The organism is Streptomyces sp. NPDC016469, assembly GCF_040632905.1.
Classification (GTDB): Bacteria; Actinomycetota; Actinomycetes; order Streptomycetales; family Streptomycetaceae; genus Streptomyces.
The window spans coordinates 15,938-33,386 of the sequence record NZ_JBEYCQ010000048.1; the positions used below are offsets into that span (position 1 = coordinate 15,938).

11 protein-coding genes are annotated in these 17,449 nt (G+C 71.4%); 8 read left to right on the top strand and 3 right to left on the bottom strand.

Features of this window, described 5'->3' with window-relative positions; genetic code table 11:
* Positions 1 to 165: 165 nt before the first annotated feature.
* Entirely contained in the window at positions 166 to 585 is a 420-nt protein-coding gene (locus ABZ565_RS33225; RefSeq protein ID WP_361035390.1) for an Rv3235 family protein, read from the bottom strand.
* A gap of 284 nt (positions 586 to 869) precedes the next feature.
* On the opposite strand from ABZ565_RS33225, the gene ABZ565_RS33230 reads away from it, so the two are divergent.
* The 3 genes from ABZ565_RS33230 (at position 870) to ABZ565_RS33240 (ending at position 7,454) form a co-directional block, all read left to right on the top strand.
* Positions 870 to 1,376, top strand: a complete 507-nt coding sequence (locus tag ABZ565_RS33230) for a hypothetical protein (RefSeq protein ID WP_361035393.1) — start codon at positions 870 to 872, stop codon at positions 1,374 to 1,376.
* Positions 1,377 to 1,415: 39 nt separating this feature from the next.
* The gene (locus ABZ565_RS33235; RefSeq protein WP_361035396.1) at positions 1,416 to 2,093 is read left to right on the top strand and encodes an HAD family hydrolase; all 678 of its coding nucleotides are present in this window, start codon (positions 1,416 to 1,418) and stop codon (positions 2,091 to 2,093) included.
* A 357-nt stretch (positions 2,094 to 2,450) separates the two neighbouring features.
* A complete protein-coding gene (locus ABZ565_RS33240; protein WP_361035399.1) occupies positions 2,451 to 7,454 on the top strand; it encodes an NAD-glutamate dehydrogenase in 5,004 nt (1,667 codons plus the stop codon).
* 294 nt (positions 7,455 to 7,748) lie between these two features.
* Here the strand turns inward: ABZ565_RS33240 and ABZ565_RS33245 are convergent, their stop codons facing one another.
* Together ABZ565_RS33245 and ABZ565_RS33250 are read right to left on the bottom strand one after the other, a co-directional pair.
* Positions 7,749 to 8,504: an ABC transporter ATP-binding protein gene (locus ABZ565_RS33245; protein WP_361035423.1), complete on the bottom strand. Its 756-nt coding sequence runs from the start codon at positions 8,502 to 8,504 to the stop codon at positions 7,749 to 7,751.
* A 7-nt stretch (positions 8,505 to 8,511) separates the two neighbouring features.
* Positions 8,512 to 9,420: an ABC transporter permease gene (locus ABZ565_RS33250; protein WP_361035426.1), complete on the bottom strand. Its 909-nt coding sequence runs from the start codon at positions 9,418 to 9,420 to the stop codon at positions 8,512 to 8,514.
* 187 nt (positions 9,421 to 9,607) lie between these two features.
* On the opposite strand from ABZ565_RS33250, the gene ABZ565_RS33255 reads away from it, so the two are divergent.
* The 5 genes from ABZ565_RS33255 (at position 9,608) to ABZ565_RS33275 (ending at position 17,359) form a co-directional block, all read left to right on the top strand.
* Positions 9,608 to 10,231 (top strand): TetR/AcrR family transcriptional regulator, encoded by a 624-nt coding sequence (locus ABZ565_RS33255; RefSeq protein WP_361035402.1) that lies wholly within the window; start codon positions 9,608 to 9,610, stop codon positions 10,229 to 10,231.
* Between the two features lie 206 nt (positions 10,232 to 10,437).
* Positions 10,438 to 13,971, top strand: a complete 3,534-nt coding sequence (locus tag ABZ565_RS33260) for a CDP-glycerol glycerophosphotransferase family protein (RefSeq protein ID WP_361035405.1) — start codon at positions 10,438 to 10,440, stop codon at positions 13,969 to 13,971.
* A 133-nt stretch (positions 13,972 to 14,104) separates the two neighbouring features.
* Complete coding sequence (locus tag ABZ565_RS33265; protein WP_361035408.1) at positions 14,105 to 15,337, top strand: glycosyltransferase family 39 protein; 1,233 nt, start codon at positions 14,105 to 14,107, stop codon at positions 15,335 to 15,337.
* A gap of 62 nt (positions 15,338 to 15,399) precedes the next feature.
* Positions 15,400 to 16,914 (top strand): bifunctional glycosyltransferase/class I SAM-dependent methyltransferase, encoded by a 1,515-nt coding sequence (locus ABZ565_RS33270; protein WP_361035411.1) that lies wholly within the window; start codon positions 15,400 to 15,402, stop codon positions 16,912 to 16,914.
* Positions 16,915 to 16,984: 70 nt separating this feature from the next.
* Positions 16,985 to 17,359, top strand: a complete 375-nt coding sequence (locus ABZ565_RS33275; RefSeq protein WP_361035414.1) for a hypothetical protein — start codon at positions 16,985 to 16,987, stop codon at positions 17,357 to 17,359.
* Positions 17,360 to 17,449 lie beyond the last annotated feature (90 nt).

The following is a 17,449-nucleotide window of genomic DNA, read 5'->3' on the forward strand; positions in this document are numbered from 1 at the left end:
CTGTACCGGCCTTCCCGGCCCCGTGCGGGCTTCTAGTCCTGTGTACGTGCCTCCTGGCCCCTGAGCGGGCCCCTGGACCTGTACCGCGTCCTCCGGCCCTCTGCGGCCCCTGGGCCGCCTCGTCCCTGCCGCCCGGTGGGCCCCTAGTGGCTCCGGGGTCGTGGTTCATCGTGTCCGCATCGGGGTGTTGCCCAGCTCCACCGCTGCGCAGCGCCAGCGGAGGTCTGGGCCCTGTTCCAGGCGGAAGGCCATGGCTCGGACTTCCTCGCCTGCGGCGATGCTCGCGCATGCCTCCACCACGCCGGGGGCCGGTTGCGCGCCTCGGCACATGCGGATGACCGGGCGGGTGCCTCGGGTGCGCAGGGGTGTCGTGGGGGCCAGTTCTGCCAGTTGGTCGTAGGCGTCGCCGATGGTGTGGCCCAGCATCCAGTGGACCGGGCGCTGGCCGCTCAGGACCGCGAGCAGGCGTTCCGCGAACCAGTGGTGGGGGCGCATGCGCCTCGGGACGCGGTGGCGCTGGGCGGGTACGGCTTCGGGCCCGCGGGTGTCGCGGCGTCCTGCGGGCCGGGTCCTGTTCGTGGTCATCTGTCGCCCCCGTGCTCCAGAGGCCCGGCTTTACCGGGCGGTAACTTCTGTTGGGGATCTTCTACGGGGGCGTCGGATTTGTCGCAAGTGTCGGGAGGAGGGAGTGGGGTGCGATGGGATTCACCTGTCCGGGTGGCGGGAGGGCGGGGGAGCCGGGCGCGGTGCGGGGTGCGGGGGTGAGTGGGGCGTCGCCGGGTGGACGGAGGCCGGGGCGTACGCGTAACCCCAAAGGGGGACGCCGCACGTATCCTGAGGGCGTCTCCGACTACGAAAGCGGCCGAGCCATGCGCGTGTACGTACCCCTGACCCTCGCCGGGCTCGCCGCCGCCCACCGGGCCGGTGAGCTGGGGCCCGGTCCGCTCACCGCCTACGCCGTCACCCCGGCGCTGCGCGAGTGGTACGTCTCCGACGACATCGAGGAGCTGGAGTACGCGGCGCTCAACCGGGCCGCCTCCGCCTCGCTGCGGTTGATCGCCGGGGACCCGCGGGCCGCCCGGCGCCGTGTCGTCGTCGCCGTCGACGTGGCCGACGGGGACGCGGTCGCCGACCCGGACCACATCCTGGACGCCTCCTCGCTCGGCGAGGTCACGATCGCCGCCGCCGTCCCGCTGGCCAAGGCTGCCGCGGTGCACGTCGACTCCGACGACGCGGACGGGGACGTCACGGCCGCCGCGGCCGCGCTCGGGGCGGCGGACCTCGGGGACGACGACGCGCAGTTCACCGTCGACGGCGCCGAGGACCACGAGCTGCTGTGGTTCGGGGTGCAGGAGATCCCCGGCCTGATCGGGTAGGCGGGGGCGTTGTCAGTGGGGGCGAGTACCGTTTCCGGCATGGGGATCGCACCGGGGGACCGCCACCGCACACATCTGGTCTGGGACTGGAACGGCACGCTGCTCGACGACAACACCGCCGTCGTCGGCGCGACCAATGCCGCCTTCGGGGAGGTCGGCATCCCGCCGATCACCGTCGAGCAGTACCGGGAGATGTACTGCATCCCGATACCCCGGTTCTACGAGCGGCTGATGGGCCGGCTCCCCACCGACGCCGAGTGGGAGCGGATGGACGGGGTCTTCCACCGCCACTACACCGCACAGCGCGACGCCTGCGGGCTGACCGCCGGGGCCGCCGAGCTGCTGGCCCGGTGGCAGCTGACCGGGCGCAGTCAGTCGATCATGAGCATGTACCGGCACGAGGAGCTGGTCCCCGTCGTGCGCGGATTCGGCATCGAGCGGCACTTCGTACGCGTGGACGGTCGCACCGGTCCGTCCGGCGGCAGCAAGTCGGAGTACATGGAGCGGCACCTCGCCGCCATGGACGGGATATCCCCGCGGCACACGGTCGTCATAGGTGACGCGGTGGACGACGCCGTGGCCGCCGCGCACGCCGGTGCCAAGGCCGTTCTCTACACGGGCGGTTCGCACAGCCGTGCCAGCCTGGAGAAGGCCGGGGTGCCCGTCGTGGACACGCTGACCGAGGCCATCACGCTCGCCGAGCAGCTGACCCGGTAGCGGGCAAGGGTTCCGTCCGCCGCGTCCGCGCTGTCCAGAGTGTCAAATTTCGCGGCCTTCTTTTGTACACATCCGGATCGTGACGGTCACCGGTGCGGGCGAGATAGCCTGGTCCCGTGATCAGCGCGATATGCCTCGGGGGCAGCGAAGCCCCCGGCCCGCGCCCGGAGCGCCACCGTGCCCGGGCTGCCTCGGCTGATCCCTCCCGCCCGGACCGGCCGCTGGAAATGGCCGATACCGTCCCGGCGGTCTCTCACCGCGGCATAGCGTCGACCTCGACCGGAAACCCGGCGTCGTGGCGCTACGCCGACCTTTTCACCTACGTCACGCAACGGCGCGCGACAGGAGCCAGAGGACATGCAGACCAAGCTGGACGAAGCCAAGGCCGAGCTGCTCGCACGGGCCGCCAAGGTAGCTGACAACAGCCCGGGCGGTGGTGTCGGCGGGCCGGGCGGTGCCCCCCGGGTGCACGTCGCGGCCGCCGGGGCCGACGGCTCGGGGGCCGGGCAGGAGCACCCTCGCGAGGACGTCCTGCTCTCCTACCTCCAGCGCTACTACCTGCACACCGCCCCCGAGGACATCGTGGGCCGGGACCCGATCGACCTCTTCGGTGCCGCCTCCTCCCACTACCGGCTGGCCGAGGAGCGACCCCAGGGCAAGGCGAACGTCCGGGTGCACACCCCGACCGTCGAGGAGAACGGCTGGACGTGCAGCCACTCCGTGGTCGAGGTCGTGACCGACGACATGCCGTTCCTGGTCGACTCCGTCACGAACGAGCTCTCCCGCCAGGGCCGCGGCATCCACGTCGTGATCCACCCGCAGGTCGTCGTCCGCCGGGATGTGACCGGCAAGCTGGTCGAGGTCCTGACCGACGGCACCCGCCGGAACGGCGGCAAGGGGCCCAAGGACGCCAAGGCGGGCCTGCCGCACGACGCGCTGGTCGAGTCCTGGATCCACGTCGAGATCGACCGCGAGACCGACCGCGCCGACCTCAAGCAGATCCAGGTGGACCTGCTGCGCGTCCTGTCCGACGTACGGGAGACCGTCGAGGACTGGGACAAGATGCGGAGCGCGGCGCTCCGTATCGCCGACGACCTGCCCGGCGAACCGCTGGACGACCTCGCCGACGACGAGATCAACGAGGCCAGGGAGCTGCTGCGCTGGCTCGCCGCCGACCACTTCACCTTCCTCGGCTACCGCGAGTACGAGCTGAAGGACTCCGACGCGCTGGCCGCCGTCCCCGGCACCGGACTCGGCATCCTGCGCTCCGACCCGCACCACACCGAGGACGAGGCGCACCCCGTCAGCCCGTCCTTCGACCGGCTGCCCGCCGACGCCCGTGCCAAGGCCCGCGAGCACAAGCTCCTCGTCCTGACCAAGGCCAACAGCCGGGCGACCGTGCACCGCCCCAGCTACCTCGACTACGTCGGCGTGAAGAAGTTCGACGCCGAAGGCAACGTCATCGGCGAGCGCCGCTTCCTCGGCCTCTTCTCGTCCGCCGCCTACACCGAGTCCGTGCGCCGGGTCCCCGTCATCCGCCGCAAAGTCGCCGAGGTGCTGGAGGGCGCCGGGTTCACGCCCAACAGCCACGACGGCCGCGACCTGCTCCAGATCCTGGAGACCTACCCCCGCGACGAGCTGTTCCAGACGCCCGTCGACCAGCTGCGCTCGGTCGTCACCTCGGTGCTCTACCTCCAGGAGCGGCGCCGGCTGCGCCTCTACCTGCGCCAGGACGAGTACGGCCGCTACTACTCCGCGATCGTCTACCTGCCGCGCGACCGCTACACCACCGGTGTGCGGCTGCGGCTGATCGACATCCTCAAGGAGGAGCTGAACGGCACCAGCGTCGACTTCACGGCCTGGAACACCGAGTCGATCCTCTCCCGGCTGCACTTCGTCGTCCGCGTCGCGCCCGGCAGTGAGCTGCCCAGCCTCACCGACGCCGAGGCCGACCGCATCGAGTCCCGCCTGGTCGAGGCCGCCCGCTCCTGGGCCGACGGCTTCCAGGAGGCGCTCAACGCCGAGTGCGGCGAGGAGCGCGCAGCCGAACTGCTCCGCCAGTACGGGCACTCCTTCCCCGAGGGCTACAAGGCCGACCACTCGGCGCGCGCCGCCGTCGCCGACCTCGTCCACCTCGAAGCGCTCAAGGAGAACGAGCGGAGCTTCTCCCTCAGCCTGTACGAGCCCGTCGGCGCCGCCCCCGGCGAGCGGCGCTTCAAGATCTACCGCACCGGTGAGCAGGTCTCGCTGTCCGCCGTGCTGCCCGCCCTCCAGCGGCTCGGCGTCGAGGTCGTGGACGAGCGCCCGTACGAGCTGCGCTGCGCGGACCGTACGCACGCCTGGATCTACGACTTCGGGCTGCGCATGCCGCAGGCCGCCGCCGGCGGCGGCTACCTGGCCGACGGCGCGCGCGAGCGGTTCCAGGACGCCTTCGCCGCCGTCTGGACCGGCGAGGCGGAGAACGACGGCTTCAACGCACTGGTGCTGAGCGCCGGGCTCGACTGGCGGCAGGCCATGGTGCTGCGCGCCTACGCGAAGTACCTGCGCCAGGCCGGTTCCACGTTCAGCCAGGACTACATGGAGTCCACCCTCCAGAACAACGTCCACACCACCCGGCTGCTCGTCTCGCTCTTCGAGGCCCGGATGTCGCCGGGCCGCCAGAGCGCGGGCACCGAGCTGACCGACGGGCTCCTCGAAGAGCTCGACGGGGCCCTCGACCAGGTCGCCTCGCTCGACGAGGACCGCATCCTGCGCTCCTTCCTCACCGTCATCAAGGCCACCCTGCGCACCAACTTCTTCCAGCACGCGGACGACGGCGAGCCGCACGCGTACGTCTCGATGAAGTTCGACCCGCAGTCCATCCCGGACCTGCCCGCGCCGCGCCCGGCGTTCGAGATCTGGGTCTACTCGCCGCGGGTGGAGGGCGTCCACCTGCGCTTCGGCAAGGTCGCCCGCGGCGGCCTGCGCTGGTCGGACCGGCGCGAGGACTTCCGTACGGAGATCCTGGGCCTGGTCAAGGCGCAGATGGTGAAGAACACCGTCATCGTGCCGGTCGGTGCGAAGGGCGGGTTCGTCGCCAAGCAGCTGCCCGACCCGTCCGACCGGGACGCCTGGATGGCCGAGGGCATCGCCGCGTACCGCACCTTCATCTCGGCGCTCCTCGACATCACCGACAACATGGTGGCCGGCGAGGTCGTCCCGCCCAAGGACGTCGTCCGGCACGACGAGGACGACACATACCTGGTCGTCGCGGCGGACAAGGGCACCGCGAAGTTCTCCGACATCGCCAACGAGGTCGCGGTCGCGTACGGCTTCTGGCTCGGGGACGCGTTCGCCTCCGGCGGTTCGGCCGGTTACGACCACAAGGGCATGGGCATCACCGCCCGGGGCGCCTGGGAGTCCGTCAAGCGGCACTTCCGCGAGCTCGGCCACGACACCCAGACCGAGGACTTCACCGTCGTCGGCGTCGGCGACATGTCCGGTGACGTCTTCGGCAACGGCATGCTGCTCTCCGAGCACATCAGGCTCATCGCCGCGTTTGACCACCGGCACATCTTCATCGACCCGAACCCGGACGCGGCCACCTCCTACGCCGAGCGGCGCCGCCTCTTCGACCTGCCGCGCAGCTCCTGGGCCGACTACGACAAGGGCCTGATCTCCGCGGGCGGCGGCGTCCACCCGCGCAGTGCCAAGTCCATCCCGGTCAACGCCCATGTGCGCGAGGCGCTGGGGATCGAGCCCGGGATCAGCAAGATGACGCCCGCCGAGCTGATGCAGGCCGTCCTCAAGGCCCCCGTCGACCTCGTCTGGAACGGCGGCATCGGCACGTACATCAAGTCCACCGCCGAGTCGAACGCGGACGTCGGCGACAAGGGCAACGACGCGATCCGCGTCAACGGCGCCGACCTGCGCGCGAAGGTCGTCGGCGAGGGCGGCAACCTCGGTGCCACCCAGCTCGGCCGGATCGAGTTCGCCCGGGACGGCGGCCGGATCAACACCGACGCGATCGACAACAGCGCCGGGGTGGACACCTCCGACCACGAGGTCAACATCAAGATCCTGCTCAACGGCCTGGTGCGGGACGGCGACATGACCGTCAAGCAGCGCAACAAGCTGCTCGCCGAGATGACCGACGAGATCGGCCACCTCGTGCTGCGCAACAACTACGCGCAGAACACGGCCCTGGCCAACTCGATCGCCCAGGCGCCCTCGCTGCTCCACGCGCAGCAGCGCTTCATGCGGCGGCTGGGGCGCGACGGCCACCTCGACCGGGCGCTGGAGTTCCTGCCCAACGACCGGCAGATCCGCGAGCTGCTGAACGCCGGCAAGGGGCTGACGCAGCCCGAGCTGGCCGTGCTGCTCGCCTACACGAAGATCACGGCGGCGCAGGAGCTGATCGGGACCAGCCTGCCGGACGACCCGCACCTCCAGAAGCTGCTGCACGCCTACTTCCCGGAGCAGCTGCGCACGCGCTACCCCGAGGCCGTCGACGGACACGCCCTGCGGCGCGAGATCATCACCACGGTGCTGGTCAACGACACGGTCAACAGTGGTGGTTCGACCTTCCTGCACCGGCTGCGGGAGGAGACCGGGGCCTCCATCGAGGAGATCGTGCGGGCGCAGTTCGCGGCCCGCGAGATCTTCGGACTCAGTGGGGTCTGGGACGCGGTGGAAGCCCTCGACAACGAGGTCGCCGCCGACGTCCAGACGCGGGTGCGGCTGCACTCGCGGCGGCTGGTCGAGCGCGGCTCGCGCTGGCTGCTGGGCAACCGGCCGCAGCCGCTGGCGATCTCCGAGACGGTCGACTTCTTCCGCGAGGGCGTCGAGCAGGTCTGGGCGGCGCTGCCGAAGATGCTGAAGGGCGCCGACCAGGAGTGGTACCAGGGCATCCTGGACGAGCTGACCGAGGCGGGCGTCCCCGACGAGCTGGCGCAGCGCGTCGCCGGCTTCTCCTCCGTCTTCCCCGCGCTCGACATCGTGGCGATCGCGGACCGTACGGACAAGGAGCCGCTGGCCGTCGCGGAGGTGTACTACGACCTCGCGGACCGGCTGGGGATCACGCAGCTGATGGACCGGATCATCGAGCTGCCGCGGGCGGACCGGTGGCAGTCCATGGCGCGGGCATCCATCCGCGAGGACCTGTACGCCGCGCATGCGGCGCTGACGGCCGACGTGCTGAGTGTGGGCAACGGGTCGTCGTCGCCGCAGGAGCGGTTCGAGGCGTGGGAGGAGAAGAACGCGGCGATTCTGGCCCGGTCGCGGTCGACGCTGGAGGAGATCCAGGGGTCGGACGCGTTTGATCTGGCGAATCTCTCGGTGGCCATGCGGACGATGCGGACGCTGTTGCGTACGCACGTCTAGGCTGCGCCGCGGGTGGGCTGCGCCGCGTTCGGGGTGCGCTGCCGGTGAGGTGGGCGGCTGCGGGTGTTTCCGTGGCCGCCCGGCCCTTGTCCTCAATCGCCGGACGGGCTTGAACGTGCTGTTCGGGCGTCCTCGATCGCCGGACGGGCTTGAACGTGCTGTTCGGGCGTCCTCAATCGCCGGACGGGCTTGGTTGTGTCCTCGGGCGTCGGACGGTTGCGAAGATGCCCTCAGACGCCGGACGGGCTGGGTGCGGCCGGGCGGGCCCGACCGGGCCTGCCCGGCGATTGAGGGCTATCGCTTCTTCGTGAACTTTTCGTACTCGGCCATGACTTCCTTCGCCGGGCCGTCCATGCGGAGCGTTCCGGCCTCCAGCCAGAGCGCCCGGTCGCAGGTTTCGGTGATCGACCTGTTGTGGTGGCTCACCAGGAACACCGTGCCTGCCTGCTCGCGCAGTTCGAGGATGCGGGCCTTGCTGCGCTGTTGGAAGCGGGCGTCGCCGGTGGAGAGGGCCTCGTCGATCAGCAGGACGTCGTGGTTCTTCGCGGCGGCGATCGAGAAGCGGAGGCGGGCGCCCATGCCGGAGGAGTACGTGCGCATCGGCAGGGTGATGAAGTCACCCTTCTCGTTGATGCCGGAGAAGTCCACGATCTCGTCGTAGCGCTCGCGGATCTCCGCGCGCGTCATGCCCATCGCGAGGCCGCCGAGCACCACGTTGCGCTCGCCGGTCAGGTCGCTCATCAGCGCGGCGTTGACGCCGAGCAGCGAGGGCTGGCCGTGGGTGTGGATGCGGCCCCGGGCGGCGGGGAGCAGGCCTGCGATGGCCTTCAGCAGGGTGGACTTCCCCGAGCCGTTGGAGCCGATCAGCCCGATCGCCTCCCCCTTGTACGCGGCGAAGCTGACGCCCCTGACGGCGTGCACCTCGCGCACGCCCGGGGCCTGCCGGCGCGAGGTGATCCGGCTCAGCGCGGAGGTGGCGCTGCCCCGGCCGGTGCGGGCGCCGTTGACCTTGTACGTGATGTGGACGTCGTCCACGACGACGGTGGGCATCCGGGAATCAGCCACGTCCGTAACTCTCCTCGGCCTTCCAGAAGTAGACGAAGCCGCCCGCGCCGCACACCAGCGCCCAGCCGGCGGCGACCGCCCAGACGTGCGGGGGGAGCTGGTCCGCGCCGAAGCTGTCGATGAGCGCGAACCTCACCAGGTCGATGAAGACGGCCGCCGGGTTCAGTTCGAGCGCCAGCTTCACCCAGTCCGGCACCCGGTCGCCGCGCAGCATCGTGTCCATGCTCCACATCACGCCCGAGGCGTACATCCAGGTGCGGAGTACGAAGGGGGTGAGCTGGGCGATGTCCGGGGTGCGCGCGGCGAGGCGGGCCATGGCCATCGAGATGCCGGTGTTGAAGACGGCCTGGAGGGCCAGGGCCGGCACCGCGAGCAGCCAGGCCGGCTGCGGGTACTGCCCGAAGGCCAGCAGGATCAGGACCAGCGCCCCCAGCGAGAACAGCAGCTGCTGGAGCTGTTGCAGGGCGAGCGCGATGGGCAGCGAGGCGCGCGGGAAGTGCAGCGCCCGTACGAGGCCGATGTTGCCGCTGATCGCGCGGGTGCCGGCGGTGATCGAGGAGCTGGTGAAGGTCCAGATGAAGACGCCCGTGACCAGGAACGGCACAAAGTCCGGCACGCCGTGCTTCGTCTTCATCAGGATGCCGAAGATGAAGTAGTAGACCGTCGCGTTGAGCAGCGGGGTCATGATCTGCCAGACCTGGCCCAGCTTCGCCTGGCTGTACTGGGCGGTGAGCTTGGCCGTGGCGAAGGCCGTGATGAAGTGCCGCCGCCCCCACAGCTGCCGTACGTACGCGGGCAGCGAGGGCCGCGCACCGCTCACGGTCAGTCCGTGCCGGGCGGCGAGCGCGGCGAGCTCGCCGGAGCCGTACACGGGCGGGGAGAGGGGCGGCGGGCTGTCCACCGGGGCCGGGGCTGTTGTCTGGCTCACCACGATCGCTTTCGACGGGAGGCGGGCAGGCGGGGGCACGGCGTGCGGGCGGGGAAGACGCGCCCGGCGACGGGACGGGACCGTATCGTCGCAACGCCGAGGGTAGGACGTACCCGCGTCGGAACGCAACCGTTTCGTCGTCGCGGACTATGATTCGGTCATGACCACCGACCCCGGAAGCCGCCGCCGAGCCCCGGCGGGAGCCGCCGTCCTGCGCGAGGACGTGACCGACGCCATCCGCAGCGCGGTGTTCGCGGAGCTCGCCGCGGTCGGGTTCGCCCGGATGTCCATCGAGGGCATCGCCCGCCGGGCCGGCGTCGGCAAGACCGCCGTCTACCGGCGCTGGAAGTCCAAGCTGCACCTGGTCCTGGACCTGGTCTCGGCCGTCGCCGCGCAGGGCATGCCCGCCCCCGCCACCGGCTCCCTGTACGGGGACGTGCGCGCCGTGCTCGAACTGGCCGCGTACGCCCTGCGCCACCCGCTGGCCTCCCAGGTCATCCCGGACCTGCTGGTCGAGGCCGCCCGGAACCCGGAGATCTCCGACGCCATCAAGGCCGCCCTGCTCGACCCGCAGCAGGGCGTCGCCGCCGTGGTCGTCCGGGACGCCGTCGCGCGCGGCGAGCTGCCGCCCGGTAGCGACCCCGACCGGGCCCTCGACCTGATCGTCGGCCCGCTCTACTGGCGGCTCGCGGTGGTCCGGGGCGACCTGCCCCCGGGGTATCTGGACGACCTCGCGGCCTCCGCCGTGGCGGCGCTCACACACGACGCGGACCCCGCAGGATGACGGCCCGCAGGGGTGTGCCAGCGTGCTTGTAGGGGTCACCCTTCGATCGGTTAATCTGGTGGGCGGGCCGCCCACCGGGCCTTCCGGAGCATGTGCACGGGGCGAGCACGGTGCAGGCGTAGTCACTCGTTCGGGACCGTAACCGGTGACCCCCGACCGCCCCTGCGGTTGAGCCCTACGGATAGCCAGGCCCTTGATGAACGGACGTGCTCAACATGCCGCCACGGCTCAGTGTCGTTGTCCCCGTCTACAACGTGGAACTCTTCCTGACGGACTGTCTGAAGTCCCTCGCGGAGCAGACCATGACCGACCTCGAGGTGGTGATGGTCGACGACGGGTCCACCGACGGCAGCGCCGCGCTGGCCGCCGAGTTCGCCGCGAGCGACGACCGCTTCAAGCTGGTCAGGCAGAAGAACGGCGGACTGGGGCACGCCCGTAACACCGGCTTCCGCAACGCCCACCCGGAGAGCCGTTACCTGGCCTTCTGCGACAGCGACGACATCATCCCGCCCCACGCCTACGAGCTCCTGGTCGAATCGCTGGAGGAGACCGGCTCGGACCTGGCGTCCGGCAACGTCCTGCGGCTGCGCGCCGGCGGCAAGCTGGTGCAGTCGCCGATGTTCCGCAAGCCCATGGCCACCACGCGCAAGCGCACCCACGTCTCGCGCGACCTGGACCTCCTCGGCGACCGCATCGCCTGCAACAAGGTCTTCCGCCGCTCGTTCTGGGACAAGCACGAGTTCGCCTTCCCGGTCGGCGCGCTGTACGAGGACATCCCCGTCGTGCTGCCCGCCCACTTCCTGGCCGACTCGGTCGACATCGTCAAGGACGCCGTCTACTACTGGCGCGACCGCCCCGGCTCCATCACCACCAGCCGGGCCGTCGTCCGAGGCATCCACGACCGCGTCGCGCACGTCCAGGGCGTCTCCGAGTTCCTGGCGGAGAAGCGCACCCCCGCCGACAAGAACCACTACGAGGCCCACGCCCTGGCCAACGACCTCTGGTACTTCATGGAGGTCCTGCCGGACGGCGACCAGGAGTACCGGGACGCGTTCCTGACGTACACCAACAAGTTCATCGACCAGGTCGACCCCTCGGTGCTCGACGGGCTGCCGCTGCGCCTGCGCGTGATGTGGTACCTGGTACGCGAGCACCGCATGGACGAACTGCTCGCGCTGCTCCTCCAGGAGAAGCGCGAGCCCGGCGCGTTCGAGGTCAGCGGCATGCGCAAGCGCGTGGCCCACTACCCCGTGCTCACCCGGCCCGTGCCCGCGCCCGTGGCGCGCGTCGCCGACCGCGACCTGCCGCTCGCCGCCCGGCTGCGCGACGCCCAGTGGCGCGACGGCAAGCTGCACCTCAGCGGCTACGCGTACATCCGCAACCTGCCGGTCACCTCCGGGGCCAGTGAGTTCCGGATCGGCTGGCTGCGCGCCGGCCGGCGCCATGTCGTCCCGCTCCGGCTGCGCCGCACCGACGAGCCCGAGGCCACCGCCCGCTCGCGGCAGAGCCTGCACGACTACCACCGCGCCGGCTTCGAGACCTCCGTCGACGCCTCCAAGCTGCGCGTCCAGGCGGACAACGGCCCCAAGTCGCTCACCTTCCAGTTCCAGGTCGGCATCGCCCGGGGCGGCCTGCTGCGCCGCGCCTTCCCCTCGGTCCGCGAGGCGTCCGTCGCGCCGCCCGTCCACCGCCCCGACGGCGACCACCGCATCGTCCCCGCCTTCGAGGGCGACAAGCTGGTGCTGCACTCCGAGCGCGTCGACGCCCGCTTCGAGACCCACGGGCCCGGTGACCGGCCCGGCACCGTCAAGGTGACCGGTGTGGTCCGCGCCCGCCTCGTCAAGGACGAGCTGACGCTGGTCCTGACGCACGGCGCCACCAAGACCACCTACCAGGTCCCCGTCACCGTGGGCTCCGGCGCCGGAGCCGGCTGGAACCGCTTCACCGCCGAGCTGCCGGTCGCCGCGGTCGAGGAGTCCCGCCCCGCCGGCGAGGACGCCCCGAAGAGCGTCGCGTACAGCGTCCATCTCGTCGGCAAGGGCCTGAAGGCGTCGCTCGACGCGCCCGGCTCGGTCCACCCCGGCCGCTACCCGCTCGCCGACGGGCCGGACGGAGTGCGCCGCGAGCTGGCCCTGGTCGCCAGCTCGCGCGGCAACCTGGTGATCAGCGACCGCCCCGTGCAGCCCGCCGTCGAGCTGGCCAGCTGGACGGACGACGGCCGGCTGTTCCTGGAGGGCACCTTCCCCGAGGACCCGGAGCACCCGGTCGAGCTGGTCGTGCAGAACAGCGCCCACCGCGAGGAGCAGATCTTCCCGGTCGAGTTCACCGGACCCGAGAGCGCCCGCCGCTTCCGCGCCGAGCTGCGGCCGGACGCCGTGGCGGGACCGGGCGGCGCCGTGCCGCTCGGCGAGGGCAACTGGTACTTCTTCTTCCGGGACAAGGGCGCCACCGACGAGAGCGGCGACCGCGCGCTGCGGCTCCCCGCCTCCGCCTTCCACACCCTGCCCGCCACCCGCCGGCTCGGCGGCCGCGACTACACCCTGGAGCGCCGCTTCGGCGACCAGCTCCTCGTGGTCTCCGGCTCCGTGCTCACCGCCGCCGAGCGCGGCCCGCGCGCCAAGCGACTGCTGAGCGAGGCGTACGCGGCACAGCGCTCCGAGCCGCTGCGCGCCGCCGCGCTGTACAGCACCTTCGACGGCCGCCAGTACTCGGACTCGCCGCGCGCCGTCTACGAGGAGCTGGTGCGCCGGGGCACCGAGGTGGAGCACATCTGGGTCGTCCGCGACCAGCAGGCGATCGTCCCCGAGGGCACCACCGCCGTCGAGCACGGCTCGGCCGCCTGGCACGAGGCGCTGGCCCGCAGCCGCTACGTCATCACCAACACGCAGCTGCCCGAGTGGTTCGTGCGCCGTGAGGACCAGACCGTCGTCCAGACCTGGCACGGCACCCCGCTCAAGCGCATCGGCCTCGAACTCGCGGGCACCGCCCAGGCGAACGCCGGGTACATCGCGACCCTCGCCGAGCGGGCCAAGCAGTGGAACTTCCTGGTCTCGCCCAACACGTTCTCCACGCCCGTCCTGCGCCGTTCGTTCGGCTTCGAGGGCGAGGTGCTGGAGTGCGGCTACCCGCGCAATGACATCTTCCACGCCCCGGACCGCGCCAAGGTCGCCACCGCGGTACGGGAGAAGCTGGGCATCCCGGCCGGCAAGCGCGTCGTCCTGTACGCACCGACGTGGCGCGAGGACCAGCGCCTGGGCGGCGGGCGCTACTCGCTGGGCCTCCAGCTCGACCTGGCCGCCGCCGAACGCGAACTCGGCGAGGACACCGTGCTCCTGGTGCGCCGCCACTACATGGTCACCGACCGGCTCCCGGACAGCGGTACGGGCTTCGTCAAGGACGTCTCGCGCTACCCGGACGTCGGCGAGCTCATGCTCATCAGCGACGCCCTGGTCACCGACTACTCCTCGCTGATGTTCGACTTCGCCCAGACCGGGCGGCCGATGCTCTTCCACACGTACGACCTGGAGCACTACCGCGACACGCTGCGCGGGTTCAGCTTCGACTTCGAGAAGCGGGCGCCCGGGCCCCTGATCCCGGGCTCCGACGACCTGATCGCCGCGCTCAAGGACCCCGAGCGGGCGATCGCCGGACACGCCAAGGCGTACGAGCAGTTCCGGCACGACTTCTGCGACCTGGACGACGGCCGGGCCACCGCCCGCGTGGTCGACCGCATGCTGTAGTCGCCCCTGACGGAGCCACGATGCCCGGCCGGTCCGAACCGGCCGGGCATCGGCGTTTCCGGAGCCGCTGTTTACGCCACGGTGACGATTCGCTGCGTCGCATAGCGTCGCCGCCTTGCTACGTTCTGCTTTCATGGGTATCCGAATGTGGGGCGAAACGGACGTGCGGCGGGCCAGGACCGCCGTGCTCGTCGCGGCGACCGCGGGCCTCCTCACCCGCATGATCATCGCGGCCAACTCACCCGGCCCCGCCGATGTGCGGATCTTCGCGGGGTTCGCCAAGGCCATCACCGGGTACGGCCCCGTCCGCGTCTACGCGCACCCGCTTCCCGGTCTCCCCGTCTACAACCACCCGCCGCTGGCCGGGTGGATGCTGCTGGGCCTCGACCGCCTCACCGAACTCGGCTTCTCCTTCGCCACGCTGATCCGCGTCCCCGCGTCGGCCGCCGACTTCGCCTGCGCGGTCCTCGTGTTCGAGATCGTCCGCCGCCGCGCCGCCCCGCGCACCGCGATGCTCTGCGGAATCGGGGTCGCCGCCAGCCCGGTGCTCATCGCGACCTCCGGCTACCACGGCAACACGGACGCCGTCGCCGTCGCCTTCGCGCTGGCCGCCGCCCACCTCCTGGCCGACCGGAAGGCGCCGCTCGCGGCGGGCGTCGCCGCGGCCCTCTCGATCAGCGTCAAATTCATCCCGGTCGTGGTGATCCCGGCCCTCTTCGTGACCGCGCTGCGCGGCGGGCGGCCGGTCCTGGTCCGCTTCGGCGCCGGGTTCGCGGGCGTCACCGCGCTCGTGTGGGGGCCGGCGCTGCTGACCGTGCCCATGGACCTGGTGCACAACGTCCTGGAGTACGCGGGCGGCAGCTACCGGCTGTGGGGGCTCGTGCGCTTCGCGGACGTCCTCGGCCTGCCCGAGCCGGTCATCGCCTTCATGCAGGGCGGCGGCCACTTCCTCTTCGTCCTCGCGTGCGTGGCCGCGGGCGCCCGGCTCGCCTGGCTGCGGCCCGCCCAGGCCCCCGGGGTCGTCGCCGTCACGCTGGGGCTGCTGCTGCTCCTGTCCACCGCGTCCGGACTCCAGTACCTGACCTGGGCCGCAGCCGGGATGTTCGTGCTCGGCCCGGTCGAGGGGTTCGCGTACAGCGCGGTCGTCGGCCTGGTCGCCGTCCTCGGCTACAGCGGGCGGTCCGCCGTGCGCTGGAGCGAGCCCGTGCTGTACCTGGGCGCCGCCGGCTGGTTCGTCCTGGCGGCGGGCCTGTTCACCGGCGCACGCCGCATCCTCGCCACACCCCCGGACCCCCTTCCCGCCGAGCGGGCGCCGGCGATCTCCGCACCCCGTACGGAACACCGCTCCTGCTCCACCGTCGACTGATCCCGCAACGCCCCTGTCCCCGACCCCGGCACCGCACCCCGAGCGCAACTGGAGAACGCCCCGTGAAGGAAAGCCCGAGCCCCAGGATCGGCATCCTGGTGGTCGCGTACAACGCGGAGACAACGCTGGAGAAGACCCTCGACCGGATCCCTGAGGACTTCCGGTCGCGGATCGACGAGATCCTCATCCTCGACGACGCGAGTCACGACGCCACCTTCACGGCGGGCTGCCGCTGGTCGCAGGCCGAGGGCATGCCCCGTACCGTCGTGATGCGGCACACCAAGAACCTCGGCTACGGCGGCAACCAGAAGGCCGGATACGCGCTGGCCGCCGAGCACGGTCTCGACATCATCGTGCTGCTGCACGGCGACGGGCAGTACGCCCCCGAGCTGCTCCCCGAGATGGTCGCACCCATCGAACGCGGCGAGTGCGAAGCCGTGTTCGGGTCCCGGATGATGACGTCCGGCAGCGCGCTGAAGGGCGGCATGCCGATGTACAAGTGGCTCGGCAACCGCATCCTCACCCGGCTGGAGAACGGCCTGCTGGGCTCGGACCTCACCGAATTCCACTCCGGCTACCGCGCGTACAGCGTCGCGGCCCTCAAGCGGCTGCCCATCGACCGGAACACCGACGCCTTCGACTTCGACACCCAGATCATCGTGCAGCTGCTGAACGCGGGCATGCGGATCAAGGAGATCCCCGTCCCCACGTACTACGGCGACGAGATCTGCTACGTCAACGGCATGAAGTACGCCAAGGACGTCGTCAAGGACGTCCTCGAATACCGGCTCGCCGTCAAGGGGTTCGGGACCTGCCGGTGGATCCCCAAGCCCGTCGAGTACGCCTTCAAGGAGGGCGACGGCTCCTCGCACGCGGTCATCCTGGAGAAGATGCGCGCGCTGCCGCCCGGCCGCGTACTGGACCTGGGCTGTTCCGGCGGGCTGTTCGCCGAGCGGCTGGAGTCCCTGGGCCACGAGGTGACCGGCGTCGACTACGTGGAGGTGCCCGGCGTCCGCGAGCGGTGCAGCCACTTCCACCTCGCCAACCTGGAGGAGGGGCTGCCCGCCGAGGCCGGGACCGGCTTCGACTACGTGGTGGCCGGTGACGTCATCGAGCACCTGTCCCGCCCCGAACGCGTCCTCGCCGAGGCGGCCGGCGTGCTGCGGCCGGGCGGACGGATGCTGCTGTCCGTCCCCAACTTCAGCCACTGGTACTCGCGGCTGCGGGTCGCCGTCGGCGCCTTCGACTACGACCGCCGGGGCATCCTCGACGAGACGCACCTGCGCTTCTTCACCCGGGCCAGCCTGCGCCGGACCGTGCGCGCCGCCGGCTACGACGTCCTCGAACTCTCCTCGACCGGCGCGCCGTTCTGGTCGCTGCTCGGCCGGGGCCCGCTCGCCGCCGTGCTCGGCGGGGCGTCGAGGCTGCTGACCCGCGTCCGGCCGACGCTGTTCGGCTATCAGCACGTCGCCCTGCTCACCCCGCACGCGGCCGAGACGATCATCGCTGGAGAGCACGTCGATGTACAGGACATCCTCAACCGACAGTACGTCCCCGCCGACCGGGTCGGTGTCTGAGGCGCCGCGCCCCGGACCCGCGCCCGCCCGGGCGCCCGAACCCCCCGCCCCCGCAGTCAGGAGCAAGTCCTTGACCCTCCCCAGTGTGCTGCTGCTCCTGTTCGCCGTGTTCTCCTCGGCGGGCGGCCAGATCATGCTCAAGCACGGGATGAAGGGCGCCGCGGCCGCCGCCGGGCGCGACGGCGGTTCCGTCGCCCTGCGGGCCGCGGGCAGCCCGTGGGTCGTGCTCGGGCTGCTGGTCTTCGCGGTGTCCGCGCTCGCCTGGATGACGACGCTGGCCAAGGTGCCGCTCTCCGTCGCGTACCCCTTCAACGCGCTCGGCTACCTGCTGATCGTGCTGGCCGGGGCGACCGTGCTGCACGAGCGGACCTCGCTGTGGACCTGGGGCGGCTCGCTGCTCGTGGTGGTCGGCCTCGTCACGGTCATGGCCGGTCAGCAACGCTAGAAGCGGTACGCCGAGGGGCCCGCACCGGAACGTTCCGGTGCGGGCCCCCCCCTGCCGATTCGCCTGTGCAGCACCCGCGCTTAGGCGCCC

What these genes read in the sequence shown, in the direction of transcription:
- ABZ565_RS33245 (WP_361035423.1), bottom strand. Translation starts at nt 8,504, where the DNA reads ATGCCCACCGTCGTCGTGGACGACGTCCACATCACGTACAAGGTCAAC.
- ABZ565_RS33265 (WP_361035408.1), top strand. Translation starts at nt 14,105, where the DNA reads ATGGGTATCCGAATGTGGGGCGAAACGGACGTGCGGCGGGCCAGGACC.
- ABZ565_RS33235 (WP_361035396.1), top strand. Translation starts at nt 1,416, where the DNA reads ATGGGGATCGCACCGGGGGACCGCCACCGCACACATCTGGTCTGGGAC.
- ABZ565_RS33240 (WP_361035399.1), top strand. Translation starts at nt 2,451, where the DNA reads ATGCAGACCAAGCTGGACGAAGCCAAGGCCGAGCTGCTCGCACGGGCC.
- ABZ565_RS33255 (WP_361035402.1), top strand. Translation starts at nt 9,608, where the DNA reads ATGACCACCGACCCCGGAAGCCGCCGCCGAGCCCCGGCGGGAGCCGCC.
- ABZ565_RS33225 (WP_361035390.1), bottom strand. Translation starts at nt 585, where the DNA reads ATGACCACGAACAGGACCCGGCCCGCAGGACGCCGCGACACCCGCGGG.
- ABZ565_RS33230 (WP_361035393.1), top strand. Translation starts at nt 870, where the DNA reads ATGCGCGTGTACGTACCCCTGACCCTCGCCGGGCTCGCCGCCGCCCAC.